Raw genomic sequence first — 24492 nt, 5'->3', positions numbered from 1 at the left:
CTCAGTTCGTCTTGAGTTCGGCTTTCGCCTTTTCGAGGAGGTCGGTCTTCACCCACTCGGCATCGGATTTGGGCGGGTTCACCATCTTACCGAGGCCGTACTTCATCATGTAGTCGGTCGTGGTCTGCATGTGCCCGGCCGGCACGTCGTAGGTGTACTTGGCGTTGGCCATGCCATCGCGGAAATCCTGGCTCGAGAGCTGGCCCTTGAACACGCTCTCGCGGACGTACTTCTCGGCGAGCGCCGGATCGTCGATGAAGGCCTTGGTGGCGGCGACGAACAGCTTGAGCACCTTGGCGGCGACCTCGGGGCGCTCGTTGTACATCTTCTCGGTCATCACCAGCGGGCGCACCGGCACGCCGATGGGGGTGTCGTAGGGCTTGACCACCTCGGTGGCGTAGCCGGCGCTGATCGCCTGCGTGGATTGCGGCTCGCTCTGGCAGATGACGTCGACGTATTTCTGCGACAGGGCCTGGTTCAGGTCGGCGTAGTTGTTGAAATAGATCAGCTGCACGTCCTTGCCGGGCCGCTCCGACCAGGTCATCCCGTGCTTGTCGAGCTCGGCCAGCAGCATCAGGTCCTGGGTGCCGCCGCGGACGGTGGCGACCTTGAGGCCCTTCACGTCCTTTAGGGTCTTGACCGTGTCGAGGTCGGGCCGGCGCAGGATGCGCACGCCGCCATTGGCGAAGCCCGCCACCACGTAGAGCTTCACGCCGTTGCCGCGGGCGGCCACGGCGCCGTCGGCACCGGAGGCGGAGATGTCGATCTGGTCCACCGCCATGGCGGGATAGATGTCGGCCCCCTTGGCGAAGACCTTCTCGTCGATCTTCAGGCCGTATTTCGGGGCGATCTCCTTCATGTAGGAGATGGCCCCGTAATGGGCGAATTTGAGGTTGCCGAGGCGGACCACGTCCTCCGCCCGGGCGCTGCCGAGGGCACCCAGAGTCGCGAGAACCAGCAGGGCGGCGCGCGCCGTCGCGTTGCGTGTAAGCATCGGTTTCCTCCGGTCGCGGGTCGTGTCGCCCGCTTCGTCCGCCGTGAGAACGGTCGGTACGGGGTTGAATAAGCGTATTCTGGATTCGAAAGTAAACCCGCCCCGGAGAGAGTTTTGAGAGCCATTGAAACGGATGAAATCGAGCGGGTCACCGTGCTGGGCTGCGGCACCCTGGGTGCCAGCTGGGCGGCCCTGTTCCTCGCCCACGGACTCGACGTGGCGGCCTACGATCCGTCGCCCGGCTTCGAGGCGGGTGCCGCCCGCGCGGTCGAGGCGGCGCGGCGGCAGCTGGCCGAGCTCGGCCTGAGCGGGCAGGGCACCCTGCGCTTCCACGACGGCCTGGAGGAGGCCCTGGCCGGGACCGGCTTCGTGCAGGAGAACGCGCCGGAGAACGAGGCGGTCAAGCGCGCCCTGCTGGCGGAGGTCGATCGCCGGCTGCCCCCCGCGGTCCTCGTCGCCTCGAGCACCTCCGCCATGCTGCGCAGCGCCCTCGTCGCCGATTGCGCCCGGCCCGAGCGGATCCTGGTGGCGCATCCGTTCCACCCGCCCCACCTCGTGCCCCTGGTGGAGATCGTGGCCGGCGACGCCGCCACGGCGGCGCGGGCCGCCGCCTTCTACGCCCGGCTCGGACGCCGGCCGGTGGTGCTCCAGCGCGAGATGCCGGGCCATATCGCCAACCGCCTCGCCTCGGCCCTCTATCGCGAGGCCGTGAACCTCGTGGCCGAGGGCGTCGCGAGCGTCGCCGACATCGACGCCGCCCTGTGCAACGGTCCCGGCCTGCGCTGGGCCGCGATGGGCCCGCACATGACCTATCACCTCGGCGGCGGGGAGGGCGGCATCCGGCACTATCTCGACCATCTCGGTCCCAGCCAGGTTCGGCGCTGGGCCAGCCTCGGAACCCCGGAGCTGACCGAGGCCGTGAAGGACCGGATCGTGGCCGGGATCGAGGCGGAGGCCGCCGGCCGCTCGCTCCAGACCCTCGCCGAGCGCCGCGACCGTGCCCTGATCGAGATCCTCAAGGCCCGCACCGAGGTGGCGGGCGAGGGCCCCTGAGCCCCTGCATGCCACCGTTCCAGATCCCCGATCCGCCGTATCCCCGAAGGCTGACAGACCGTGACCGCATCCCCACCGGATCGCCGACCCCTGGTCGTCCTCACCAACCCCATCCACCCTGAGGCGGTAGCCCGGCTCTCGGACGAGGCCCGGGTGGTCGCCGCCGCGGACACCCGGCCCGAAACCCTGCGCGCCCTTTCGGCCGAGGCGGCGGGCCTGATCGTGCGGGCGCAGCTGCCCGACGACATCCTCGACCACGCGCCGAACCTGCGCGGCATCGTCCGCCACGGCGTCGGGCTCGACTTCGTGCCCCTGGAGGCGGCGACCGCCCGCGGCATCCCGGTGGCCAACCTGCCGGGCAGCAACACCCAGGCGGTGGCCGAATACGTCTTCTCGGCCCTGCTCCACCTGCGCCGGCGCCTGGGGCCGCTGGACCGGACGCTGCGCGAGAGCGGCTGGCTCCCGGCGAAGTCGCTGGCGAGCGACCTCGGCGAGATCGGCGGGACGACGATCGGCATCCTCGGCACCGGCGAGATCGGGCGCCGCGTCGCCGCCATCGCCCGACACGGCTTCGGCATGCGGGTGCTCGGCCATTCCCGCAGCGCCGGCACCGCCGGCGGCCTGATCGAACCGGTGGACCGCGAGACCCTGTTCGCGGGAAGCGACGCCGTCGTCGTCGCCTCCCCGCTGACGCCGGAGACCCGCGGCCTCGTCGATGCCGGCCTGATCGGCCGGATGCGGCCCGACGCCGTGCTGATCAACGTGGCGCGCGGCCCCATCGTGCGGGACGACGCCCTCGCGGCGGCCCTGCGGGCGGGGGCGATCGGGGGCGCGGCCCTCGACGTGTTCGCGACCCAGCCCCTGCCCGGGGACCATCCCTATTTCGGCTGCCCGAACCTGCTCCTCACCCCGCACATCGCCGGCACCTCTGCCGCCAGCCTGCGGGTGATGGGCCTCGGCGCCGCCGAGGCGATGCTGTGCATCCTGCGCGGCACGGCGCCCCCGAACCTCGTCAACCCGGAAGCCCTGCGAGCTCCGGGCTGAGTTTGGGCGCTTCGGCTGCGCACGGCACGGGTCGGTTAAGGATTTCCCGCTCCGTCATGCGTCGTACGCAGGGTTCCCAGACCGAGGGGGCGATTGCTGCAGCGCAGCATCGAGTTCAAGTCGCGGTCATCGCGGGTGCCCCGCCCGCATCCCCAGACCTCGCGAGATCGCCATGTCCGCCGCCCCCGCCGTTTCCGCCGCCGCCCGGCCCCGCCTGCCGGCCGCCGACAGCCTGTTCGCCCGCATGATCCAGGCCTGGCTCGGCCATTACCAGCGCCTCATCGACGCCGGCGCCCACCCGGTCTGAGCCGGAGGCCAGCCCGACCGGTCCTCCATCCCGGTTCGGCCGAACATCGCCGTCCCCGGCTTATCGCCGCCGCCGCGAACCTGTAGAACGGGCTCCTGCCGGAGGGCGGAGGACACCTCCCCCGGGGCGCGCCGCGACCGCGCGTCGGCGACCGAAGCGGAGGACAGGGCCGCTGGATCTCGGATTGCGCCCGCGTCGATGGCGGGACGATCCTGAGTGTCCGACGTGCCCTGGGCCCGGCGCGGCCGCGCGGGTTTCTCGAGGGAGGACACCATGGCTCTGACCAGTGCGATCAAGGGCGTGATCCCCATCGCCCCGACGCCCTTCCATCCCGACGGCCGGGTCGACGAGACCTCCCTCGACCGGATGTCCGAGTTCTTCCTCGGCGCGGGCATCGACGGCCTCACCATCCTGGGCCAGCTCGGCGAGGCGCCGAAGCTCGACCACGCCGAGGCGGTCGCCATCGCCCGGCGGGTGATCGGGCGCGTGGACGTGCCGGTCCTCGTGGGCGTCTCGGCCCCGGGCTTCGCGGCCATGCGGTCGCTCGCCCGCGAGGTGATGGACCTGGGTGCGGCCGGCGTCATGATCGGGCCGCCCAACACCCTGCGCACCGACGACCAGGTGGTGGCCTATTACCGCAACGCCGCCGAGGCGATCGGCCCCGACGTGCCCTTCGTGATCCAGGACTATCCGCTCACCTTCTCGGTGGTGATGACGCCCGCCGTCATCCGCCGGATCGTCACCGAGACCCCGTCCTGCGTCATGCTCAAGCACGAGGACTGGCCCGGCCTCGACAAGATCACCGCCCTGCGCGGCTTCGAGCAGGACGGCTCGATGCGCCACATCGCGATCCTCACCGGCAATGGCGGCCTGTTCCTCGATTTCGAGATGGAACGCGGCGCGGACGGGGCCAACACCGGCTACGCATTCCCGGAGATGCTCGTCGACGTCGTGCGTCTGTCGCGGGCCGGGGAGCGCGACGCGGCGCACGACCTGTTCGACGCGCACCTGCCGTATCTGCGATACGAGCAGCAGCAGGGCCCCCTGGGCCTGGCCGTGCGCAAGTACGTCTTCCGGAAGCGCGGGATCTTCACCTCGGACGCCCAGCGCAAGCCGGCCGCGAGCCTGTCGGCCCAGAGCAAGGCGGAGGTCGACTACCTCCTGTCGCGCATCGCCCGCGTCGATCCGCGCGCCCGCGTGGCCCCCTGACACCCGGACCGGGACGAGCATCATGAGCAAGGGTCTGCGCAAGGGCCTCACCAGCTACGGCGACGCGGGCTTCTCCCTGTTCCTGCGCAAGGCCTTCATCAAGGCGGCGGGCTACTCGGACGACGCCCTCGACCGGCCTATCGTGGGCATCACCAACACGGCCAGCGACTACAACCCGTGCCACGGCAACGCCCCGGCCCTGATCGAGGCGGCCAAGCGCGGGGTGATGCTGGCCGGCGGCCTGCCCATGGTGTTCCCGACGATCTCGATCCACGAGAGCTTCGCGCACCCGACCTCGATGTTCCTGCGCAACCTCATGGCGATGGACACCGAGGAGATGCTGCGGGCCCAGCCGATGGACGCGGTCGTCGTCATCGGCGGCTGCGACAAGACCCTGCCGGCGCAGATCATGGCGGCGGCGAGCGTCGACCTGCCCACCGTGGTCATCCCCGTCGGCCCGATGGTGGTCGGCCACCACAAGGGCGAGGTGCTGGGCGCCTGCACGGACTGCCGCCGGCTCTGGAGCGCACACCGGGCCGGCGAGATCGACGAAGGCGAGATCGAGCGGGTCAATGGCCGCCTCGCGCCCTCGGTGGGCACCTGCATGGTGATGGGCACCGCCAGCACCATGGCCTGCGTGACGGAGGCGCTCGGCCTGTCCCTGCCCATGAGCGCCACGGTGCCGGCCCCCCATGCCGAGCGCATCCGCATCGCCGAACTCAGCGGGCGCCGCGCCACGGAAATGGCGCTGTCGGGCGGCCCGCGCCCGAGCGCGCTCCTGACCCCGGCCGCCTTCCGCAACGCCGAGGTCGTGCTGCAGGCGATCGGCGGCTCGACCAACGGCCTGATCCACCTCACCGCCATCGCCAACCGGACGCCGCACGCCGTCGACCTCGACGCCTTCGACGCCCTCGGGCGCGCGGTGCCGGTGCTCGTCGACCTGAAGCCCTCGGGCCAGCACTACATGGAGCACTTCCACCATGCCGGCGGCGTACCGGCCCTCCTGCGGAACCTGGGGGCGCTGATCGACCTCGACGCCGGCACGGTCGCGGGCGGGACCCTGCGCGACGTGGTGGCGGCGGCCGAGACGGTCCCGGGTCAGACCGTGATCCGGTCCGCCGATGACCCGATCAAGCCCGTGGGGGCCATGGCGGTGCTGCGCGGCAACCTCGCCCCGCGCGGCGCCCTGATCAAGCACAGCGCCGCGAGTCCGGCCCTGCTCCAGCACACGGGGCGGGCCGTGGTGTTCGCCTCCATCGCCGACATGACCGCCCGGATCGACGACCCCGATCTTGAGGTCGGGCCGGACGACGTCCTCGTCCTCCAGAACGGCGGCCCGAAAGGCGCACCCGGCATGCCGGAGGCGGGCTACCTGCCGATCCCGAAGAAGATCCTGGCGCGCGGGATCAAGGACATGGTGCGCATCTCCGACGCGCGCATGAGCGGGACGGCCTTCGGCACCATCGTCCTCCACATCACGCCAGAATCGGCCGTCGGCGGTCCCCTCGGCCTCGTCCGGACCGGCGACCGCATCCGCCTCGACACGGCCGGCCGGCGGATCGACGTGCTGGTCGACGACGCGGAGCTGGAGGCCCGCCGCGCCGCCCTCGACCCGTCTCGCAGGCCGGACTGGGCCAAGCGCGGCTACGCGCACCTGTTCTACGACACGGTGCTGCAGGCCGACGAGGGCTGCGACTTCGACTTCCTGCGCGCCGAGCCGGCGCGTGGGACGGAGCGGTAGGACCTGCGGACCACTCGCGATGGAATCCGAACGGATCCATCCGCGGGCGCGAAAAATCCGCTAGAGGCAGGGCTCTCGTATCGATGCCGCGAAGAGGTCCGCCATGTCCGAAGCGATTCCCGAAGCGATTCCCGAAGCCTTCGATCCCCAGCCCGCCGCGGATATGCTGCTGGCCGCCTATCGCGACGGGCGTCAGTTCGTCGAACTGCCCGAGGCCCTTCGGCCGCGGACGATGTCCGAGGGCTACGACGTCCAGGATCGGCTCGTGGCGGCGCTGGGCGCCAAACCCGCCGGCTGGAAGCTCGCCATCGGCAGTCATAGGGGCAAGCGCAGTTCGGGAGTCGGACGCTCCATCGCCGGGCGGGTGCTGCGGGACCGGCTTTACGGCGAGGGGGCCGAACTGCGGATGCCGCATGCCGGGGCGGTGACGATCGAGTTCGAGATCGCCTACGTGATCGCCCGCGACATCCCCCCCGACGCGCCCGTGGTCCCGGCGGCCGAGGTCGTCGGCGAGACCCGGGCGGCGTTCGAGCTCGTGCTGTCCCGCTTCGTGGACCGGCGTGCCGTCGGCTGGCCGAGCTTCGCGGCCGACAATTCCGCCTTCCAGGCCCTGGTGCTCGGCCCGGCCTTCGCGACGGAAGACCGCGCCGCAATCGCGCGCAGCCTGGCGGTCGAGGTCGACGGCGCCGAGCGGGTTCGGGCCGTGACGGGGGAGGACGAGACCGATCCCCTGGCCGCCCTCACCGACCTGATGGCCGTGGCGCGCGAGCGCGGCCTGACGATCCCCGCGGGCAGCATCGTTTCGACCGGCACGCTCTCGGTGCCCTTCGACCTAGCCGGACCGGGCCGGATCACGGCCCGGTTCCTCGATCAGAGCCTGGGGTTCACGCTCCTGCCGGTTTGAGCGGGGCGGCCCGGCGCTCCGATTCGGATTGCGCGGCGCGGCGCGCCGCGCAATCCGCCCGGATCTCGGCGCTCGACGCCCCGAGGGCGGGCGGCATCCGGCGGACGGGCAGGCGCTCCCCGTCGAGCCGATAGGGGGGCGCGAGAACATGAGCGGCGGGTCCGGCGTCGCCGCCCTGGGGCAGCACGAGATTGCCGGCGCGGGCCCGGTCGGAGGTCAGGGCCTCGTGCAGGCCCAGCACCTCGCCGCAGGGGATGCCGGCCGCGTCGAGCCGGGCGATGAGCGCGGCGCGGGTCCAGCGGGCGAGTTCGGCCTCGATCACCGGCAGAAGCTGCGCACGGTTGCAGGAGCGTTCCAGGTTCGTGGCGAAGCGGGGGTCCGTAGCGAGATCGGGGCGCGCCAGCACCTCGTCGCAGAGGCGGCGGTACTGGCCGTTGTTGCCCACCGCCAGCACGACGGGCCCGTCCCCGGTCTCGAACACGCCGTAGGGGGCGATCGACGGGTGGGCGTTGCCGGCGCGGACGGGGTCGTGCCCACGCACCATCGCCTCCAGGCCGCAATAGGCGGTCAGTGCCAGGCCGCAATCGAAGAGGGCGAGCTCGATGTGGCGCCCGCGCCCGGTGCGCTCGCGCTCGAACAGGGCGGCGAGCACCCCTTGTGCCGCATATTGCCCGGTGAAGAGGTCGACCGCCGCGAGGCCGAACTTGAGGGGCGGCCGCTCGGCCTCGCCGTTGAGCGCCATCAGGCCGGCCTCGCCCTGGACCACGATGTCGTAGCCGGGCCGGGTCGCCTCCGGCCCGTCCGAGGCGTAGCCGGAGATCGAACAGTAGATCAGGCGCGGGTTCTCGGCGCTGAGGGCGGCGTAGCCGAGGCCGAGGCGATCCGCGCCCCCGGTCTTGAAGTTCTGAATCACCACGTCGCAGGTGCGGGCGAGGTCGCGGGCCACCGCGAGCCCGTCCGGGGTGGCGAGGTCGAGGGTGATCGAGCGCTTGTTGCGGTTGGCGGCGTCGAAGTAGGAGGTGTTGGTCGCCCCTGTGCGCAGGCCCCAGTCGCGGGTGTCGTCGCCGCGCTCCGGATGTTCGACCTTGATCACCTCGGCACCGAGGTCGCCGAGGCACATCGCGCTCCAGGGTCCGGCGAGCACGCGCGAGAGGTCGAGCACGCGGATGCCGTCCAGCGGCAGGGGCCGCGGGAGGGGCTCGGGGCCGTCGTCGCGCGCGGTCGTCTCGCCCATGGTCGGTTCTCCGTCTCGCAGGTGCGGCCTCTGGTCCGGCATCCGGGGCGCCGCTTCGATCCGCATCTGTCTATCAGGATTCCGGTCCGCTCGATCCGGCGACAAGGGCCGGGCCGCATAGGTGGCCTCCGCGGCGCGGCCTGATAGGATCGGCGGAACGCGAAGAAACCTCGAGGAACCGCCCATGAACGCCCCGACGCGCCCGCCCGGCTCCGCCGCGCCCGAAGCCCCCGCCTCGGCGGGCTTCGCCTGGGACGACCCCTTCCTCCTCGACGACCAGCTCACCGAGGACGAGCGCGCCATCCACGAGGCCGCCCGGGCCTTCGCCCAGGAGGAACTCCTGCCCGGCATCGTCGAGGCCTACGCGCAGGAGACCAGCAATCCGGAGCTGTTCCGGAAGATGGGCGAGCGCGGGCTCCTCGGCGTCACCCTGCCCGAGGAATACGGCGGCGCCGATGCGAGCTACGTCGCCTACGGCCTCGTGGCCCGCGCCGTCGAGGCGGTGGATTCCGGCTACCGCTCGATGATGAGCGTGCAATCCTCCCTGGTGATGTACCCGATCCACGCCTACGGCTCGGAGGCGCAGCGCCTGAAGTTCCTGCCCAAGCTCGCCTCGGGGGCGTGGATCGGCTGCTTCGGCCTGACCGAGCCCGATGCCGGTTCGGACCCGGCCGGGATGAAGACGAAGGCGGTCAGGACCGACGGGGGCTACCGCCTGTCGGGGGCCAAGATGTGGATCTCGAATGCGCCCTTCGCGGACGTCTTCGTGGTCTGGGCCAAGTCCGAGGCGCATGAGGGTGCGATCCGGGGCTTCATCCTGGAGAAGGGCATGAAGGGCCTCTCGGCCCCGACCCTGAAGGGCAAGCTTTCCCTGCGCGCCTCCACCACGGGGGAGATCGTGATGGAGGATGTCGAGGTCGGCGAGGACGCGCTCCTGCCCAACGTCTCGGGTCTGAAGGGGCCGTTCGGCTGCCTCAACCGGGCGCGTTACGGCATCGCCTGGGGCGCCATGGGCGCGGCCGAGGATTGCTGGCACCGGGCCCGGTCCTACACCCTGGAGCGCAAGCAGTTCGGCCGGCCGCTGGCCCAGACCCAGCTCGTGCAGAAGAAGCTCGCCGACATGCAGACCGAGATCGCCCTCGGGCTCCAGGCCGCCCTGCGGGTCGGTCGCCTGTTCGACGAAGGCCGGATGGCCCCCGAGATGATCTCGCTGATCAAGCGCAACAATTGCGGCAAGGCGCTCGACATCGCCCGGGTCGCCCGGGACATGCACGGCGGCAACGGCATCATGGGCGAGTACCACGTGATGCGCCATGCCCAGAACCTCGAGACGGTGAACACCTACGAAGGCACGCACGACGTCCACGCATTGATCCTCGGCCGGGCGCAGACGGGCCTGCAGGCGTTCTTCTGACGGAGCGGGAGGACCGTCGCCGGTCCACATCGGCACCGCGCCGCGTCCCTGGTCTTCTCCGGACAGGACTGGCGTCGTTTCCGGGGGGAGGACACCGCGCCGTGAGTCAGGGGGACGTGATGCCGTCGCCGCCCCGGCGCCTCGGCCGCCCGCCGCGCGGGAGCGAGGGCGACGTGCTTCTGCGCGTCCTCGCGGCCGCCAAGGTCGTGTTCCTCACGGAGGGCTTCGAGGCGGCGGGCATCGATGCCATCGCGGGCTCCGCCGGCCTCCCGAAGAAGACGATCGACACGCGCTTCGCCTCCAAGGTGGATCTTTTCGAGGCCGTCTGCGTGCGCTTCATCGAGGAGAACGTGCCCTCCATCGAGAAGGTGGCCGCGCGGCGGCCGGGTCCGTGGAGGGACGGCTCCACCGCATCGCCCTGGCGATCCTCGAGACCGTGGTGACGCCGGATTGCATCGCGTTCCGGCGGGTCATGGTGGCCGAGGCCGGCCGCTTCCCGGAATTCGCCCGGGCCCTCCACGAATTCGGACTGGCGCGGGTGGTGCCCCTGGTAGACCGCTGCCTGGAGGACGGGGTCCGCTCGGGCGCGCTCGCGGTGGACGATGTCCGGCACGCTGCCGATGCGTTCCTGGGTCTGACCATCCGGGGCTTCGTGGACCGGACGCAGCCGGGCGTGGAGCGGCCGGGCATGACCCATGTCAGGCGCGAGACGCTGAAGCGGTCGCTCAATTTCTTCCTGCGGGCCTGCCGGCCCTGATCCCGCGTCAGGCGGCCCGCGAATTCGGACTCCGGAGGCTTGCCGCCAGGGGCAGGGCCAGGACGCAGAGCGCCGCCATGCTCCAGAACGCATCCGCTCCGAGCCGTCCGTAGAGCCACCCGGACAGCCCGGTCAGGACGGTGTTGGCGAGCCCGAGGCCCAGGGTCGCGTAGAGGGTCTGGGCGGTGGCCGCGCTGCGGGCGGGCACGAGGTCGGCGAGGAGGCGCATGTTGGCCAGATGCAGCAGCGCGAAGGTGAACCCGTGCAGGGCCTGGCCGATCGCCAGCATCGGCACCGCCACCGTCGTCGCCATGATCGCCCAGCGCAGGATTCCGGCCCCGGCCGCCAGCATCGCCGCCCCGGCGGTGCCGAGGCGGTCCAGCAGCCGGGCCCCGCCCAGGACGAACACCACGACCTCCGAGAGCACGGCCAGCGACCAGAGCAGGCTGACGGTTCCGGGGCCGAGGCCGGCCGCGCGCCAGCGGATCACCGCGAAGGCCTCGTGCAGGGCGTGGCTGCCGATCACGAGGGCCGCCACCAGGAGCACCCGCCGGAAGAGCGGGATCGCGAGCAACTCGCGCAGGGCGTGGCGGGCGGATTGCGGCGGGCCAGGCCCATCCCGTCCCGCCGCCCGCGGGGCGGCGGGAACCCGGCGGGCGGCGAGGGCGGTGAGGAGGAAGAGCAGGCCGCTCGAGACCAGGACGCTGGACAGCCCGGCCCAGGCGACGGCCTGTCCGGACACCAGGGTCGCCAGGATGAAGGCGGCGGACCCGGCGCCCCGGACCCAGCCATAGGCGAAGGTCCTCTCCCGCTCCGCAGCCGCGAGGGTGAGGGCGTCGGCCAGGGGCGCCAGGCCGGCGAGGGCGACGGCCTGGGCGAGGCCGAGGACGAGGAGCGCGGGGAAGCCGTGCCCGAGGAGGGTGGCGAAGGCCAGGAGCCCGGCGGCGGCGGCACCGGCGGCCACCACCGTCCGGGTGGCGTCGAGGCGGTCCGCGATCCGCCCCGCCGCCGGCCCGGCCACGAGCCGCATCAGCGTGCCGGCAGCGAGCACGATCCCGATCTCGGAGGCGTCGAGCCCGTGCTCGCCGAGGAAGCTCGGCAGGAAGGGCGAGACCGTCCCGTAGGCGGCATAGAGGCCGCCCTGCAGGCCGACGAAGGCCGGGAAGGAGCCGAGGCCGGACCGGGCAGGGGGACCACGCATCCGTCCAGCCTCTCCTCCGTGCCGGGACGTCGGACCGACGTCCGATGCGTCAGGGGGCCACGATCCCTCAGGGGGCCACGATTCCTCAGGGAGCCTTGGCGGGCGGAAAGGCGGTGCCGGGGCAGTTGGCGGCCAGTCCCGTCTCGCCGACGCGGTCGGGCGCGCAGGCGGGAATGGCCGGGCGTCCGCCGTTCTCGATGCGCGCCTCCTGCAGGCGGTCGTACTTCCACAGGCCGAGGCCGATCACCACCAGGATGGCGAGGAGGGCGGCGCCCGCCAGCGGCAGCCAGCGCGGCATCAGCGGGCGCTCGCCCCGGCTTCCGGCACCGGCTGGGTGTGGGCGGTGTCGCCGTGCTTGACGAAGGAGAACAGGATCAGCCCCGCCAGGAGGGCGACGGCGGCGATGAAGACGGGGAAAAGGCGACGCATCGGACGAGAACCACGCTGGGAGGACGAACCGCCGGGATCGTGTCGGCGGGTGCGGGTAACGCGCGGGCGGGGCCCGGGGTCTCAGGACGGGGCATCACAAATTCAGCGGCGGCCCGCGAAAAATCCGTCAGGACGGCGCCGTGACCCGCTGGCCGGACGCGCCGTATCCGAGCCGTGCCCCCTCGCGGTTGACGATCCCGAAGCGCAGGGTCGCCTCCTCGAGGTAGTCGATCGCCGCGATGAGGGCGTGCCGGGCCGGCTCCACGGCCTCGGGCTCCTGCTCGGGTGGCGTCTCGGCGAAGTTGACGGCGGCGATGAGCACGCGGTCGCGCTCGTCCTCGATCCGGCGGTCGCGCTCGACGCGGCCCCGGATCTCGGCGTCGAAGGCCGCCACCACGGCGAACGGGAAGTCGTCGCGCCGGGATCCCCGCGGATAGGCCAGGGTCAGGCGACGGGCGAGATCGGCCGCGCGCCGGACCTGATCTGCGAGCTTGGCCTCTGTAGGCTTGGCCTCTGCGGGCTTGGCGTCCATGGCGGTCTCCGGCGCCGACGGCACCGTCGGCGCGGGGGCAACGCATCGCATCCGGTCACCGGTTCCGGCCCTGCACCAAAGGCGCTCCGCCGCGTTATCGCCCCATGACCGATTCAACCGCGACCGCTTCACCCGCCCGCCTCGGCTTCTGCTGCAAGTTCATCCTCGAACCGCCGTCCGAGCCCTTCAAGACCCTGAAGGCCGCCCGCGAGGCGACCCTGCAGATGAACCTCACCCACGCCACCATGGCGCATCTGAAGACCCTGGCGCCCGCCGCGCGCCGGGACAAGCTGGAAGGCCTCGTGCGCCACAACCTCGGCGCCCTGGAGCGCCAGGTGGCCTGGGTCGCCGCCCGCCCGGCGATCGAGCGCCTGCTGCGGATCGCCAGCAACGTCCTGCCCGGCTACACCCATGCGGTGGCGCAGGACATCTATGCCGAGCCCGAGATGCGCCGGCTCGTGGAGGACGGCCTCGCCCGGATCGGCGAGATCGCCCGGACGGGGGCGGTGCGCCTCAGCTTCCATCCCGGCCCGTTCTGCGTCATCGCCTCGCAGAACCCGGCGGCCCAGCGCAACGGCATCGAGGAGCTGGAGCACCACGCCGAACTCATGGCGATGCTCGGCTACGGCCGCGGCTGGCACCCGCACGGGGCCCACATCAACATCCATGTCGGCGCCCGCGACCCCGGAATCGAAGGGTTTCGCGCCAATCTGCCCAAGCTCTCGCAGACGGCCCGCGACCTCCTCACGGTGGAGAACGACGAGAACTTCTTCGGCCTCGACACGGTGCTGGGTCTGGCCGACGTCGTGCCGGTGGTGCTCGACCTGCACCATCACTGGGTCGAGAGCCGGGGGGAGTATATCGAGCCCGACGATCCCCGTGTCGTCCGGGTGCGCGAGTCCTGGCGCGGCGTGCGCCCGGTGGCCCATATCAGCGTCTCGCGCGAGGGCCTGCTGGAGGGGCACGACCCCGGTGCCCTGCCGGACTTCGCGGCGCTCACCGAGGCCGGCCACAACTGGCGGGATCTCGCGGCCCATTCCGACATGATGTGGAACCGCGCCGTGAACGCCCTGGTGGCCCGCCACATGGCCTGGGCGGATTTCGAGATCGAGGCGAAATCCAAGAACATCGCCTCGGCCGGCATCGCCGCCGAGATCGCCCAGACGCTGCCCACGGCGCAGATCGAGGTGGCGGCCTGAGGACGGCACCGCGGCCGCTCACGAGCGTTGCGGCGCGCCGCTCAGTGACCGTGATCGTGATCGTGTCCGTCGGCCTCCGGCAGGGTCAGACCGAAATGGCTGACGAGGTCCTGCACCTGGCCCGGGCTGAGGTAGCGCGGATTGAGATTGCGCAGGAGGAGGTAGAGCTTGGCCGTCTCCTCCAGCTCCTCGGTGGCGAAGACCGCGTTCTCCAGGCTGGCGCCGGCCACCACCGGGCCGTGGTTGGCCAGCAGCACCGAGGCGTAGCGGCCGGCAAGGCCCCGGATCGCATCCGCCACGGCCGGGTCGCCGGGCCGGTAATAGGGCACCAGGGCCGTGGCCCCGGCGCGCATGAGGTAATAGGGCGTCAGGGGCGGCAGCACCGCCTTCGGGTCGATCTCGGGCAGCATCGACACCGCCACCGCGTGGGTCGAGTGCAGGTGGACGATGGCACGGGCCTCCTGCCGGCTGTCGTAGAGCGCCGCGTGCAGCGGAATCTCCTTGGTGGGCGCGTGGCCCGAGATCAGGGCGCCGGTGGCGTCGAGGCGCGAGATGGTGCCCGGGTCGAGGAAGCCGAGGGAGGCGTTGGTCGGCGTCACCAGCCAGCCGCCGTCGTCGAGGCGCAGGGAGATGTTGCCCGACGAGCCCGGCGTCAGGCCGCGCTCGAACAGCGAGCGGCCGAACCGGCAGATCTGTTCGCGAAGCTTCGATTCGCACGTCGTCTCGCTCATGGCGGTCCTTCAGGTCACCGGAGAAGGGGACGATCTCAGGCGGTGGCGCCCGCGATCAGTTCGTAGCCGAGGTCGACGGTCTCGGCCGGGCCGTCGGCCGCGAGGCGCTCGGCGGCGACCGCACCGATCTCCAGGCGCGGGGTGCGGATGGTGGTCAGCGGCTGGGGCATCGCGGCGGCGATGTCGAGGGCGTTGAAGCCGAACAGGGCGAGGCGCCCCGGCACCGCGATCCCCTCGGCGAGGCAGTGGAAGTAGCCGCCGAGGGCCATGTCGTCGTTGGAGAAGTAGACCGCGTCGAGGTCGGGCCTGCGGGCGAGGAGCCGCCCCAGGGCCTCGCGCCCGGCCGCCGCCGAGGAGGGGCCCGGCGCGATCTCGGTCTCCGCCAGCGGGTGCCCGGCAAGGGCCAGCGTCTCGCGGAAACCGGCCAGGCGCTTGGCGGCGCGCAGGTCCCGCGTGATGTCGTGGCCGACATAGCCGATGCGCCGGTAGCCCCGGGCCAGCAGGTGCCGCGCGCTGTCGCAGCCCACCGCCCGGTTGGAGAACCCGACCACGATGTCGAGGCCGACTCCGTCGGTATCGATCATCTCGACGATGCGGATGCCGCTCGCCCGCAGGCGCGCGAGCGCACCGGCCGTGTGCTCGAGGCCGGTGACGATGAGACCGGCGGGACGCCAGGAGAGCAGGGCCCCGATCAGGGCCTCCTCACGCTCGGGATCGTAGTCCGAGACCCCGATCACGCTCTGGAAGCCGCCGCGGTCGAGGGCCGCGTTGGCGCCCCGCAGGAGGTCGGGGAACACGATGTTGGTCAGCGACGGGATGATGATGCCCACGAGCTTGGCTCCCGCCGTGGTGCCCGAGCCCGCCAGCATGCCGGCGAGCCGGTTCGGCACGTAGCCGAGGCGGGCCACCGCCTCCGCCACCCGGTCCTGCGTGCGCTTGGAGAACGAGCCCTGATTGCGCAGGACCCGCGAGACCGTGCTCTCGCCGACGCCGGCCTCGCGGGCGACGTCGGACAGGGTCACGAGCCGGCGCTCGGATTCCTGCGGGGACCTCTGGACGTTCATCGTCGGCCTTCATCTCCGGTCCCGGGCTGTCCAGCCCATAGCAAGGTTAGTTGCTCACAACAATCAGATTGGCAGCGCTGCCAACATCTGTTACGCAAGATGCAAGCGCTGCCATGAAGAGTAGCGCCGCAAGAATTGGTGCAACGCCAGAACGGCGCAGCGCGACGCGCGCCGGCAGGAGGAAACATGAGCGTGCAAGCCGCCAGCGCGCGGGGCATCGATGCGCCCGCAGGGGATTTCGTCGAACAGACCTACCGCAAAGTCTTCTGGCGGCTCGTGCCGTTCCTGATGCTCTGCTACGTGGTCGCCTATCTCGACCGCGTGAACGTGGGCTTCGCCAAGCTCCAGATGTCCCAGGAACTGGGCTTCAGCGAGACCGTCTACGGCCTCGGCGCCGGCCTGTTCTTCATCGGCTACTTCCTGTTCGAGGTGCCCTCGAACGTCATCCTGCACCGGGTCGGCGCCCGGGTCTGGATCGCCCGCATCATGATCACCTGGGGCATCATCTCCGCCGGGTTCATGTTCGTGAACTCGGCGACCTCGTTCTACATCATGCGCTTCCTGCTGGGTCTGGCGGAAGCGGGCTTCTACCCGGGCGTGATCCTCTACACGACGACCTGGTTCCCGGCCCATCGCCGCGCCCGGGTGATCGCGGTGTTCATGTCGGCGATTCCCGTCTCCGGCATCTTCGGCAACCCGCTCTCCGGCTGGATCATGGACGCCTTCAACGGCACCTACGGCCTGTCGGGCTGGCAGTGGATGTTCCTGATCGAGGCGGTGCCGGCGGTGATCGTGGGCCTCGCGGTGTTCTTCTACCTCGACAACCGCCCCGCCGAGGCCAAGTGGCTGAATCCAGCCGAGCAGCAGGTCATCGAGCGCGACATCGCCGCCGATGGCGCCGGCAAGGAGGCGAGCCCGCACTCCATCGCCACCGTCTTCCGCAACGGCCGGATCTGGTTCATGAGCCTGATCTACTTCGCCTTCGTCACGGGCCAGTACGGCCTGACCTTCTGGATGCCGACCATCGTCAAGGCCTCGGGCATCCAGGGCAACCTGAACATCGGCCTGGTCAGCGCGATCCCGTTCCTGTTCGCGGTCTTCGTGATGATCCTGCTCGGCCGCAGCGCCGACCGGATGCGCGAGCGCCGCTGGCACCTCATCGTCCCGGCCCTCTGCGGCGCGGTGGGCTTCGTGGTCGCCGCCAGCACGGGCAGCACCGTCGTGGCCATCGCGGCGCTCGCCGTCGCCGCCGGCGGCGTGCTCACCTGCGCGCCCCTGTTCTGGTCCCTGCCCACCGCCTTCCTCAGCGGCGCGGGGGCTGCCGCCGGCATCGCGCTGATCAACTCGGTGGGCAACCTCGCGGGCTTCGCCAGCCCCTACGTCATCGGCGCCCTGCGCGATTCCACCGGCAGCACCGCCGCCGGCATGTACGCGCTCGCCGTGATGCTGGTGATCGGTGCGGTCTGCGTGTTCGTCACCCCGAAGCACGTGGTCAACCGCTGAGCCGGAGGGCTCCGTAACCCGCACCGTCATTCCGGGGCTGCGCAGCAGAGCCCGGGATGACGGGACGGGTCGCGGCACCGTCGTTCCGAATCGACCGCCCCTGATCCCGACATCCAGTGAACAGGTCCCCATGAGCATCAACACCCAGACCCAGCGCGCGGCCGTGATCGGCCTCGGCTCCATGGGCGCCGGCATGGCCGGCGCGCTCCTCCGGGCCGGCTTCCAGGTTTCGGCCTGCGACGTGAACCCGGAGGCCGTCGCCCGCTTCGCCGCGAATGGCGGGCAGGCGGCGGCGAACCCGGCGGCGGCGGCGGAGGGCGCCGACGTGGTGATCTGCGTCGTGGTCAACGCCGCCCAGACCGAGGCCGTGCTGTTCGGGCACGACGGCGCCGCGAAGACCATGCGGGAAGGCGCGGTGTTCGTCTCCTCCGCCACCATGGACCCGGCCATCGCCCGGCGTCTCGCGGCCCGTCTGGAGGAGACCGGCCGCCACTACCTCGACGCGCCGATGAGCGGGGGCGCCGTCCGCGCCTCCGAGGGCGAACTCACCTTCCTGGCCTCCGGCACCAAGGCGGCCTTCGACGCGGCCCGTCCGGCCCTCGAGGCCATGGCCGGCAAGCTCTACGAGCTCGGCGACGCGGCCGGGCAGGGCGCGGCCTTCAAGATGATCAACCAATTGCTCGCCGGGGTTCACATCGCCGCCGCCAGCGAGGCGATGAGCTTTGCCGCCAAGCAGGGCCTCGACCTGCGCAAGGTCTACGAGGTGATCACGGCGTCGGCCGGCAACTCCTGGATGTTCGAGAACCGGATGCCGCACGTGCTCGACGGCGACTACAGCCCGAAGAGCGCGGTCGACATCTTCGTCAAGGATCTCGGCATCGTGCAGGACATGGCGCGGGCCGAGAAGTATCCCGTGCCGGTGGCCGCCGCCGCCCTGCAGATGTTCCTGATGGCCTCGGGCTCCGGCATGGGCCGGGACGACGACGCCTCGGTGGCCCGCCTCTACGCGCAGGTGGCCGGCGTCACCCTGCCGTCGCCCAAGGCCTGAAGGGAGCCCGAACCCATGCCGCGCTTTGCCGCCAACCTCACCCTGATGTTCACGGAGCACGCCTTCCTCGACCGCTTCGCGGCCGCCGCCGCGGCGGGCTTTACCGCGGTCGAGTTCCTGTTCCCCTACGACCATGCTCCGCAAGCCATCGCCGAGCGACTGGCGCGGTTCGGGCTGACCCAGGCCCTGTTCAACCTGCCGCCGGGCGACTGGGCGGCGGGCGAGCGCGGCCTCGCCGCCCTGCCGGATCGATTCGCGGAGCTGCAGGCGGGCGTCGAGACCGGGCTGACCTACGCCAAGGCCACGGGCGTCGCCCGGCTCCACCTCATGGCCGGCATGGCCGATGCCGCCGATCCCGGGGCGCAAGCGGCCTATCGCCGGGCCGTGGCCTGGACCGCCGAGCGCGTGGCCCGCGAGGGCCTCGACCTCGTGCTGGAGCCGATCAACGGCCGCAACATGCCGGGCTACTTCCTCGATGATTTCGGGGCCGCCGCCCGGCTGATCGAAGACCTCGCCCTGCCGAACCTGAAGCTCCAGTTCGACCTCTACCACTGCCAGATCCTGCACGGGGACGTGACCACGCGCCTGCGCGCGCTGATGCCCCTGGTCGGGCACGTGCAGACCGCGAGCGTCCCGGCCCGGCACGAGCCCGGCACCGGCGAGATGAACGACGCCTTCCTGTTCGCCGAACTCGACCGGCTCGGCTATGCGGGCTTCGTCGGCTGCGAGTACAATCCGGCCGCCGCCACGGAGGCGGGCCTCGGCTGGTTCGAGCCCTATCGCGGGTCCCAGATCCAAGAGGGCACCCGCCAAGTCCAAGAGGGCACTTGCCAAGTCCAAGAGGGTACCCGCCAGGTCCAGGAGGGCACCCGATGAGCCTCGCCCTCGGATCGGTGGCCGACGACTATACCGGCGCCTCGGACCTCGCCAACACGCTCACCAAGGGGGGACTGCGCACGGTCCAGACCATCGGCATCCCCGCCGACGACCTGGATCTGGCCGGTGTCGACGCCGTCGTGGTGGCCCTGAAGAGCCGGTCCATCCCGGCCGCGGAGGCCGTGGCGCGCGCCCGCGCGGCGGAGGCCTGGCTGCGCGGGCGGGGCGCCGCCCACGTCCTGTTCAAGATCTGCTCGACCTTCGATTCCACCGACGCGGGCAATATCGGCCCCGTCCTGGACGCCCTGCGGGCCGATGCCGGCGAGGCCATCGCCCTCGTCTCCCCCGCCTTTCCGGAGACTGGGCGCACCGTCTACCAGGGCAACCTCTTCGTCGGCGCGGTGCCGCTGAACGAGAGCCCGCTCAAGGACCATCCCCTCAACCCGATGCGGGACGCCAACCTCGTCCGGGTACTGGCCCGCCAGAGCGCGGCGCCGGTGGGCCTGGTCGATTTCGCCACCGTGGCGCAGGGGCCCGAGGCCGTGGCCGCGCGCCTCGAAGCGCTTGCCGCCGAGGGTATGGGCGCGGCCATCGCGGACGCCGTCGTCGAGGCCGATCTCGAGACCCTCGGCAGGGCGGCGCTCGGCCACCGGGTCTCGGTGGGCGCCTCCGGTCTCGGCCTCGGCCTCGCCCGTACCCTGGTCGCGGCCGGGCGCGCCGCCGCACCGGACAGCGCGGCGGATCTCGGCGCGCCGGTGGGGGGGCTGTCCGCCTGCCTCGCCGGCAGCTGCTCGCAGGCGACCCTCGGCCAGATCGCGGCGGCCGAAGTGCTGATGCCGGTGTACCGCCTCGACCCCGAACGGGTGCTCGCGGGGGATGCGGAGATCGAGGCCGTCCTGGCCTGGGCCGGCGCGCAGGTCGGCGCCGGCCCCATCCTCATCGCCAGCAGCGCCGAGCCCGAGACCGTGCGGGCCCTCCAGGCCCGCCACGGCGGCGACCGGGTCGGCCACGCCCTCGAGGATGCGCTGGCCCGCATCGCGGAAGGCCTGGTCGCACGCGGCGTGCGCCGCCTCGTGGTGGCGGGCGGGGAGACCTCCGGCGCGGTCGTCGACCGGCTCGGGCTGAAGGCCTTCCGCCTCGGGCCCGAGATCGCCGCCGGCGTACCGGTGCTGCGCACCCTGGGGACAGGGGCGGCAGGCCTCGGCGAGCCCATGCTCCTCGCCCTCAAATCCGGCAATTTCGGCGGTCGCGACTTCTTCCCCCGCGCCCTCGACCTGATGCGCTGAGCTCCCTCCCGGACAAGGACGACCCCATGCACGCTCTGATCCTCGGCGCCGCCGGCATGATCGGCCGGCGCCTCGGCGATGCCCTCGCAGCAGCGGGCGAGGCCCGCGCCCTCACCCTGGTGGACGTGGTGGAGCCCACGGCGCCGGCGGGCTTCACCGGCTCCGTCGTCACGGCCGCCGCCGACCTCTCGATGCCGGGGGCGGCGGAGGCCGCCCTGATCGGCCGGCCGGACGTGATCTTCCACCTCGCGGCGATCGTCTCGGGCGAGGCCGAGGCCGACCTGGAGAAGGGCTACCGGGTCAATCTCGACGCCACCCGCCTGCTCCTCGACGCGATCCGGCAGGCCCACGTCGCCGAGGGCTACCGGCCGCGCGTGGTCTTCACCTCGTCGCTCGCCGTGTTCGGGCCGCCGCTGCCGGGCGTCATCCCCGACGACATGATCCTGACGCCGGCCACCTCCTACGGCACGCAGAAGGCCATGGGCGAATTGCTGCTCGCCGACTACAGCCGGCGCGGTTTCTTCGACGGCATCGGCCTGCGCCTGCCCACCATCTGCGTGCGCCCGGGCAAGCCGAACAAGGCGGCCTCGGGGTTCTTCTCGGGCATCATCCGCGAGCCGCTGGCCGGCCAAGAGGCGATCCTGCCGGTGCCCGACACCGTGCGCCACTGGTTCGCCAGCCCGCGCTCGGCCACCGAGTACCTCCTGCACGCCGCCCGCATCGACCTCGCCCCCCTCGGCCTGCGCCGCAGCCTGACCATGCCGGGGGTCTCGGCGACGGTGGCCGACGAGATCGAGGCCCTGCGCCGCATCGGCGGCGACGCGGCGGTGGCGCTGATCCGGCGCGAGCCGAACCCGGCGATCCAGGCCATCGTCGAGACCTGGCCGGAGGCCTTCGACACGCGCCGCGCCCTCGAGCTGGGCTTCACGGGCGATGCGAGCTTCGACGCGCTAGTGGAGCTGCACATCGCCGAGACGCGGGGCTGAGAGCGGGCACCGGCCCCTGACCTCTCCTCCTTGCGGGGGAGGGGTCAGGGCGGGGGTGGTCGCGGGGGTGGCCGGGTGACCCTCACCGTGCGGAGGCCGGCGGCGGCGCCCCCCCCCTTCGATCCCCCCAACCGGGGGAGGGAGGTGCCTATCCCCGCACGCGGCCCTCGATCGGATAGGCCGGGTCGTTGTAGCCCGGCGTCGAGGGGTGGCCGGTGACGACGTGGGCGTCGACGAGGGCCTCGTCCTCGTCCGTGAAGGTGTAACCCAGCGCCCCGAGATACTCGTCCCACTGCGCCTCCGTGCGCGGCCCGGCGATGACCGAGGTGACGGTGCGGTTGGCCAGGACCCAGTTCACCGCGAACTGCCCCGCCGTCAGGCCGCGCGCGGCGGCATGGGCCTGGAAGGTCCGGGCGATCACCAGGGATTCCGGGCGCCACTCCGTCTGCATCATGCGGGTGTCCTGGCGGCCGGCGCGGGTGCCCTCGGGGGGCGGGGCGTCGGGGTCGTACTTGGCGGTGAGCACGCCGCGGGCCAGCGGCGAGTAGGGCACCACGCCGAGGCCGTAATGGGCGCAGGCGGGCAGGTGCTCGGTCTCGGGCATCCGGTTCAGGGCGTTGTAGTAGGGCTGGCTGACCACGGGCCGGTCGATGCCGAAATCGTCGCACAGGCGGCAGATCTCCGCGACCCGCCAGGCCCGGTAGTTCGAGACGCCGAAATAGCGGATCTTGCCCTGGCGCACGAGGAGCGCGATGGCGCCGATGGTCTCGGCGAGCGGCGTGGTGTGGTCCTCCTTGTGGAGGTAGTAGATGTCGATGACGTCGGTGCCGAGCCGCCGGAGGCTGGCCTCGGCGGCGCGCAGCACGTGGGCGCGCGACAGGCCGCGGTCGTTGGCGCCCGGCCCCATCGGATTGGCGACCTTGGTGGCAAGCACCCAGGCCTCGCGGTCCTGGCGAAGCGCCCGGCCCACCACTTCCTCAGACCGGCCCTCGTTGTAGACGTCGGCGGTGTCGAGGAAGTTGATGCCGGCGCCCCGGGCGCTGTCGATGATGCGGCCAGCGGTGGCCTCGTCGGTAGGACCACCGAACATCATGGTGCCGAGGCAGAGCGGCGAGACCTTGAGGCCCGAGCGGCCGAGATTGCGATACTGCATCGTGTGCGTTTCACTCCGTTGGGGTTGAGGCCCCGTTCTCGATCCATTGGACCACACCGTCGGGCCGACGAAAATCCTCCAGCGCATGAACCTGCGCCTCGGGCAGGGCCGCGCGGGCCATCGTGGCGAGGGCGTGGCCGGGGCCGAGCTCCAGCACCCGCGTCGCCCCGAATTCACGGATGCCCTCCAGGCAGGCGGCCCAGTCCAGGGTCTGCGAGACCTGCGCGGCGAGCTTGGGCAAGCCCGCCTCCGGCCGGAACACCGCCGCCCCGTCGAGGCCGCTGAGAAGGCGCGGGGCCGGACGCGGCGGGGTCGCCAGCGGGGCGGCGTCGAGGTGCGCGCGGAAGGCCTCCGCGGCCGGCGCGAGCAGCGGCGTATGGGAGGGGATGTGGACGGGCAGGCGAACGGCCCGGGCCGCGCCCGCCTCCAGGGCGTCCGCGCAGAGGGCGTCCAGGGCCGCGGCGGCACCGCCCACCACCACGCTGTCGGCGGCGTTGCGGATCGCCGGATGGCACCCGTGCGCCTCGGCCATGGCGAAAGCCCGCGCGGCGGGCAGGCCGCGCAGGCCGGCGAGGCCGTAGCCGGGGCCGGCCGCCGCATCCATCGCCTCGGCGCGGGCGGCGGCGAGCGTCAGCACCGTCTCGGATGCGAACAGGCCGGCGCAGCCGAAGGCCGCGAGGTCGCCGATGCTGTAGCCCGTCACCACGACGCGCGCCGGCCTGGCCGCCCGAACCAGGGTCCAGGCGGCCAGGCCGGCGACGCAGCACAGGATCTGCCCGGTGCGGTTGGCATGCAGGTCCGCCCCTGCGCGCACGAGGTCGCGCGGGTCCCGGCCGAGCAGGGGGGTCGCGGCCGCGAAGACGCCCTGCGCCTCGGGCAAGTCGGCCGTGAGGTCGAACATCCCGGGATGCTGGCCACCCTGGCCGGAGAGCAGGACCGCGAGCGTCATGACCGCTCCCAGGCGTCGACGAACAGCGTCATCGCGAGGAGGTCGGCCGCCCCGCCGGGGCTGAGGCGGCGGGCGACGAAGGCCCGGTGCAGGGTTTCCGCCCGCGCGAACCAGTCGGCCCGGGCGATGCCGCCCTCGGCGACGAAGCGGGCGGCCTGCGCCCGGGCGAAGGCATAGCCCTCCGCACCGCCGCGATGCAGGAGGTTGGTGTCTTCCAGGCGCGCGACGAGGGCGAGGCAGGCCTCCACCCGCGTCGCCTCGGGCGCCCCGGGGCGCCGGGCGCGGGCGCGGCGCAGGGCCGGCAAGCCGGTGCCGTAGAGGGTCGGAAAACCCGCCGCGGCCTCGGCCGGCGCCCCCCCGATCCCGTGCCGCCGCCGGGCCCGCGCGCCCGGCGCGTGCAGCAGTTCGGGGCCGTCCAGGATGGCATCGGCGTAGCGGACCCGGACATGGGCCCCGAGACTGCCGGCCGGGGGGCGAGGCCCGAGGGCGCCGGCGGCGGCGCTGAGGAGGCCGAGGCCGAAGATGGCGCCCCGGTGGGTGTTCACGCCCCCCGTGGCCATCCGCATCGCCGCCTCCGCCGCCAGACCGATGCGGCGCAGCTGCGCCATCCCGGCCCCGGCGGCTCCCGCCGCGGCGAGTTCGCCGAAGAAGGGCTCCAGGGCGGACGCACTCGCCCGGAAGGTGCACGCATCCATGTCGGAATGGCTGCCGCTGTCCACGTGGCTGACGAGGCCGGGCTTGGGATAGGTGGCGAGTTCGCGGTGCAGGCAGCGCGCGGCGAGGCGGGCGATCCGGTCCGCCTGCCGGGAGATCGGCACGGAGGCCCCGGTTTCCGGCAGGGCTGCGGGCCTCGGGAGGCTTGCAAGCATCGGCATCCT

The 24492-nt window shown here is 72.3% G+C and carries 26 protein-coding genes; 15 read left to right on the top strand and 11 right to left on the bottom strand.

Features of this window, described 5'->3' with window-relative positions:
* Position 1: 1 nt before the first annotated feature.
* Entirely contained in the window at positions 2–994 is a 993-nt protein-coding gene (locus ACXJY8_RS08150) for an ABC transporter substrate-binding protein (protein ID WP_463778535.1), read from the bottom strand.
* 114 nt (positions 995–1108) lie between these two features.
* On the opposite strand from ACXJY8_RS08150, the gene ACXJY8_RS08145 reads away from it, so the two are divergent.
* From ACXJY8_RS08145 to ACXJY8_RS08120, 6 genes are all read left to right on the top strand, one after another.
* Complete coding sequence (locus ACXJY8_RS08145; RefSeq protein WP_463778532.1) at positions 1109–2047, top strand: 3-hydroxyacyl-CoA dehydrogenase NAD-binding domain-containing protein; 939 nt, start codon at positions 1109–1111, stop codon at positions 2045–2047.
* A gap of 60 nt (positions 2048–2107) precedes the next feature.
* Positions 2108–3091, top strand: a complete 984-nt coding sequence (locus ACXJY8_RS08140) for an NAD(P)-dependent oxidoreductase (protein ID WP_463778529.1) — start codon at positions 2108–2110, stop codon at positions 3089–3091.
* A 172-nt stretch (positions 3092–3263) separates the two neighbouring features.
* Positions 3264–3398 (top strand): hypothetical protein, encoded by a 135-nt coding sequence (locus ACXJY8_RS08135; protein ID WP_463778527.1) that lies wholly within the window; start codon positions 3264–3266, stop codon positions 3396–3398.
* 273 nt (positions 3399–3671) lie between these two features.
* A complete protein-coding gene (locus ACXJY8_RS08130; RefSeq protein ID WP_463778525.1) occupies positions 3672–4607 on the top strand; it encodes a dihydrodipicolinate synthase family protein in 936 nt (311 codons plus the stop codon).
* A gap of 22 nt (positions 4608–4629) precedes the next feature.
* Positions 4630–6348 (top strand): IlvD/Edd family dehydratase, encoded by a 1719-nt coding sequence (locus tag ACXJY8_RS08125; protein ID WP_463778523.1) that lies wholly within the window; start codon positions 4630–4632, stop codon positions 6346–6348.
* A gap of 103 nt (positions 6349–6451) precedes the next feature.
* The gene (locus ACXJY8_RS08120; RefSeq protein WP_463778521.1) at positions 6452–7252 is read left to right on the top strand and encodes a 2-keto-4-pentenoate hydratase; all 801 of its coding nucleotides are present in this window, start codon (positions 6452–6454) and stop codon (positions 7250–7252) included.
* Here ACXJY8_RS08120 and ACXJY8_RS08115 read toward each other — a convergent pair.
* Positions 7233–8486 carry a CaiB/BaiF CoA transferase family protein gene (locus ACXJY8_RS08115; RefSeq protein ID WP_463778519.1) on the bottom strand — a complete coding sequence of 418 codons (1254 nt, stop codon included), beginning with the start codon at positions 8484–8486 and terminating at the stop codon, positions 7233–7235. The genes ACXJY8_RS08120 and ACXJY8_RS08115 overlap by 20 nt on opposite strands.
* Before the next feature lie 184 nt (positions 8487–8670).
* Between ACXJY8_RS08115 and ACXJY8_RS08110 the strand changes: the two genes are divergently transcribed.
* The 3 genes from ACXJY8_RS08110 to ACXJY8_RS08100 all read left to right on the top strand — a co-directional run bounded on the left by ACXJY8_RS08110 (position 8671) and on the right by ACXJY8_RS08100 (position 10657).
* The gene (locus ACXJY8_RS08110; RefSeq protein ID WP_463778517.1) at positions 8671–9900 is read left to right on the top strand and encodes an acyl-CoA dehydrogenase; all 1230 of its coding nucleotides are present in this window, start codon (positions 8671–8673) and stop codon (positions 9898–9900) included.
* Between the two features lie 101 nt (positions 9901–10001).
* The gene (locus ACXJY8_RS08105; RefSeq protein WP_463778515.1) at positions 10002–10343 is read left to right on the top strand and encodes a TetR/AcrR family transcriptional regulator; all 342 of its coding nucleotides are present in this window, start codon (positions 10002–10004) and stop codon (positions 10341–10343) included.
* On the top strand, positions 10292–10657 hold the full coding sequence (locus tag ACXJY8_RS08100) for a TetR/AcrR family transcriptional regulator C-terminal domain-containing protein (RefSeq protein ID WP_463778512.1): 366 nt from the start codon (positions 10292–10294) through the stop codon (positions 10655–10657). The genes ACXJY8_RS08105 and ACXJY8_RS08100 overlap by 52 nt, the downstream gene beginning before the upstream one ends.
* Positions 10658–10664: 7 nt before the next feature.
* Here ACXJY8_RS08100 and ACXJY8_RS08095 read toward each other — a convergent pair whose 3' ends face one another.
* The 4 genes from ACXJY8_RS08095 to ACXJY8_RS08080 form a co-directional block, all read right to left on the bottom strand.
* The gene (locus tag ACXJY8_RS08095) at positions 10665–11858 is read right to left on the bottom strand and encodes an MFS transporter (protein ID WP_463778509.1); all 1194 of its coding nucleotides are present in this window, start codon (positions 11856–11858) and stop codon (positions 10665–10667) included.
* 85 nt (positions 11859–11943) lie between these two features.
* A complete protein-coding gene (locus tag ACXJY8_RS08090; RefSeq protein ID WP_108040341.1) occupies positions 11944–12156 on the bottom strand; it encodes a hypothetical protein in 213 nt (70 codons plus the stop codon).
* Positions 12156–12287, bottom strand: a complete 132-nt coding sequence (locus tag ACXJY8_RS08085; RefSeq protein ID WP_463778506.1) for a hypothetical protein — start codon at positions 12285–12287, stop codon at positions 12156–12158. Before ACXJY8_RS08085 ends, ACXJY8_RS08090 begins: the two co-directional genes overlap by 1 nt.
* 127 nt (positions 12288–12414) lie before the next feature.
* Entirely contained in the window at positions 12415–12819 is a 405-nt protein-coding gene (locus ACXJY8_RS08080) for a hypothetical protein (protein WP_463778504.1), read from the bottom strand.
* 104 nt (positions 12820–12923) lie between these two features.
* Between ACXJY8_RS08080 and ACXJY8_RS08075 the strand changes: the two genes are divergently transcribed.
* Positions 12924–14018 carry an apurinic/apyrimidinic endonuclease family protein gene (locus ACXJY8_RS08075; RefSeq protein WP_463778501.1) on the top strand — a complete coding sequence of 365 codons (1095 nt, stop codon included), beginning with the start codon at positions 12924–12926 and terminating at the stop codon, positions 14016–14018.
* A 41-nt stretch (positions 14019–14059) separates the two neighbouring features.
* Here ACXJY8_RS08075 and otnC read toward each other — a convergent pair whose 3' ends face one another.
* On the bottom strand, positions 14060–14749 hold the full coding sequence (otnC, locus tag ACXJY8_RS08070) for a 3-oxo-tetronate 4-phosphate decarboxylase (protein WP_463778498.1): 690 nt from the start codon (positions 14747–14749) through the stop codon (positions 14060–14062).
* A gap of 35 nt (positions 14750–14784) precedes the next feature.
* Entirely contained in the window at positions 14785–15813 is a 1029-nt protein-coding gene (locus tag ACXJY8_RS08065) for a LacI family DNA-binding transcriptional regulator (RefSeq protein WP_463778495.1), read from the bottom strand.
* Between the two features lie 186 nt (positions 15814–15999).
* Here ACXJY8_RS08065 and ACXJY8_RS08060 point away from each other — a divergent pair, with 186 nt between their 5' ends.
* The 5 genes from ACXJY8_RS08060 to denD all read left to right on the top strand — a co-directional run bounded on the left by ACXJY8_RS08060 (position 16000) and on the right by denD (position 21512).
* Positions 16000–17316 (top strand): MFS transporter, encoded by a 1317-nt coding sequence (locus tag ACXJY8_RS08060; RefSeq protein WP_463778493.1) that lies wholly within the window; start codon positions 16000–16002, stop codon positions 17314–17316.
* A gap of 130 nt (positions 17317–17446) precedes the next feature.
* Positions 17447–18364, top strand: a complete 918-nt coding sequence (ltnD, locus tag ACXJY8_RS08055) for an L-threonate dehydrogenase (RefSeq protein ID WP_463778491.1) — start codon at positions 17447–17449, stop codon at positions 18362–18364.
* A 15-nt stretch (positions 18365–18379) separates the two neighbouring features.
* A complete protein-coding gene (gene otnI / locus ACXJY8_RS08050; RefSeq protein WP_463778487.1) occupies positions 18380–19240 on the top strand; it encodes a 2-oxo-tetronate isomerase in 861 nt (286 codons plus the stop codon).
* Positions 19237–20526 (top strand): 3-oxo-tetronate kinase, encoded by a 1290-nt coding sequence (gene otnK, locus ACXJY8_RS08045; RefSeq protein ID WP_463778484.1) that lies wholly within the window; start codon positions 19237–19239, stop codon positions 20524–20526. The genes otnI and otnK overlap by 4 nt, the downstream gene beginning before the upstream one ends.
* A 26-nt stretch (positions 20527–20552) precedes the next feature.
* Positions 20553–21512: a D-erythronate dehydrogenase gene (gene denD / locus ACXJY8_RS08040; RefSeq protein ID WP_463778477.1), complete on the top strand. Its 960-nt coding sequence runs from the start codon at positions 20553–20555 to the stop codon at positions 21510–21512.
* Positions 21513–21660: 148 nt separating this feature from the next.
* On the opposite strand, the gene ACXJY8_RS08035 is transcribed toward denD, so the two are convergent.
* The 3 genes from ACXJY8_RS08035 to mdcB are packed head-to-tail and all read right to left on the bottom strand — an operon-like array spanning position 21661 to position 24483.
* Entirely contained in the window at positions 21661–22665 is a 1005-nt protein-coding gene (locus ACXJY8_RS08035; RefSeq protein ID WP_463778473.1) for an aldo/keto reductase, read from the bottom strand.
* Between the two features lie 10 nt (positions 22666–22675).
* Positions 22676–23614 carry an acyltransferase domain-containing protein gene (locus ACXJY8_RS08030; RefSeq protein WP_463778470.1) on the bottom strand — a complete coding sequence of 313 codons (939 nt, stop codon included), beginning with the start codon at positions 23612–23614 and terminating at the stop codon, positions 22676–22678.
* Positions 23611–24483, bottom strand: a complete 873-nt coding sequence (mdcB, locus tag ACXJY8_RS08025) for a triphosphoribosyl-dephospho-CoA synthase MdcB (RefSeq protein ID WP_463778467.1) — start codon at positions 24481–24483, stop codon at positions 23611–23613. Before mdcB ends, ACXJY8_RS08030 begins: the two co-directional genes overlap by 4 nt.
* Positions 24484–24492: the final 9 nt, after the last annotated feature.

The organism is Methylobacterium sp. TK31, assembly GCF_055361545.1.
This window is presented reverse-complemented; position numbering and strand designations above follow the sequence as displayed.

Bases quoted from the DNA above. Each gene is read 5' to 3' on its own strand.
- ACXJY8_RS08150 (WP_463778535.1), bottom strand. From the start codon at position 994: ATGCTTACACGCAACGCGACGGCGCGCGCCGCCCTGCTGGTTCTCGCG.
- ACXJY8_RS08135 (WP_463778527.1), top strand. From the start codon at position 3,264: ATGTCCGCCGCCCCCGCCGTTTCCGCCGCCGCCCGGCCCCGCCTGCCG.
- ACXJY8_RS08130 (WP_463778525.1), top strand. From the start codon at position 3,672: ATGGCTCTGACCAGTGCGATCAAGGGCGTGATCCCCATCGCCCCGACG.
- ACXJY8_RS08125 (WP_463778523.1), top strand. From the start codon at position 4,630: ATGAGCAAGGGTCTGCGCAAGGGCCTCACCAGCTACGGCGACGCGGGC.
- ACXJY8_RS08120 (WP_463778521.1), top strand. From the start codon at position 6,452: ATGTCCGAAGCGATTCCCGAAGCGATTCCCGAAGCCTTCGATCCCCAG.
- ACXJY8_RS08115 (WP_463778519.1), bottom strand. From the start codon at position 8,486: ATGGGCGAGACGACCGCGCGCGACGACGGCCCCGAGCCCCTCCCGCGG.
- ACXJY8_RS08110 (WP_463778517.1), top strand. From the start codon at position 8,671: ATGAACGCCCCGACGCGCCCGCCCGGCTCCGCCGCGCCCGAAGCCCCC.
- ACXJY8_RS08095 (WP_463778509.1), bottom strand. From the start codon at position 11,858: ATGCGTGGTCCCCCTGCCCGGTCCGGCCTCGGCTCCTTCCCGGCCTTC.
- ACXJY8_RS08090 (WP_108040341.1), bottom strand. From the start codon at position 12,156: ATGCCGCGCTGGCTGCCGCTGGCGGGCGCCGCCCTCCTCGCCATCCTG.
- ACXJY8_RS08085 (WP_463778506.1), bottom strand. From the start codon at position 12,287: ATGCGTCGCCTTTTCCCCGTCTTCATCGCCGCCGTCGCCCTCCTGGCG.
- ACXJY8_RS08080 (WP_463778504.1), bottom strand. From the start codon at position 12,819: ATGGACGCCAAGCCCGCAGAGGCCAAGCCTACAGAGGCCAAGCTCGCA.
- ACXJY8_RS08075 (WP_463778501.1), top strand. From the start codon at position 12,924: ATGACCGATTCAACCGCGACCGCTTCACCCGCCCGCCTCGGCTTCTGC.
- otnC (WP_463778498.1), bottom strand. From the start codon at position 14,749: ATGAGCGAGACGACGTGCGAATCGAAGCTTCGCGAACAGATCTGCCGG.
- ACXJY8_RS08065 (WP_463778495.1), bottom strand. From the start codon at position 15,813: ATGAACGTCCAGAGGTCCCCGCAGGAATCCGAGCGCCGGCTCGTGACC.
- ACXJY8_RS08060 (WP_463778493.1), top strand. From the start codon at position 16,000: ATGAGCGTGCAAGCCGCCAGCGCGCGGGGCATCGATGCGCCCGCAGGG.
- ltnD (WP_463778491.1), top strand. From the start codon at position 17,447: ATGAGCATCAACACCCAGACCCAGCGCGCGGCCGTGATCGGCCTCGGC.
- otnI (WP_463778487.1), top strand. From the start codon at position 18,380: ATGCCGCGCTTTGCCGCCAACCTCACCCTGATGTTCACGGAGCACGCC.
- otnK (WP_463778484.1), top strand. From the start codon at position 19,237: ATGAGCCTCGCCCTCGGATCGGTGGCCGACGACTATACCGGCGCCTCG.
- denD (WP_463778477.1), top strand. From the start codon at position 20,553: ATGCACGCTCTGATCCTCGGCGCCGCCGGCATGATCGGCCGGCGCCTC.
- ACXJY8_RS08035 (WP_463778473.1), bottom strand. From the start codon at position 22,665: ATGCAGTATCGCAATCTCGGCCGCTCGGGCCTCAAGGTCTCGCCGCTC.
- ACXJY8_RS08030 (WP_463778470.1), bottom strand. From the start codon at position 23,614: ATGACGCTCGCGGTCCTGCTCTCCGGCCAGGGTGGCCAGCATCCCGGG.
- mdcB (WP_463778467.1), bottom strand. From the start codon at position 24,483: ATGCTTGCAAGCCTCCCGAGGCCCGCAGCCCTGCCGGAAACCGGGGCC.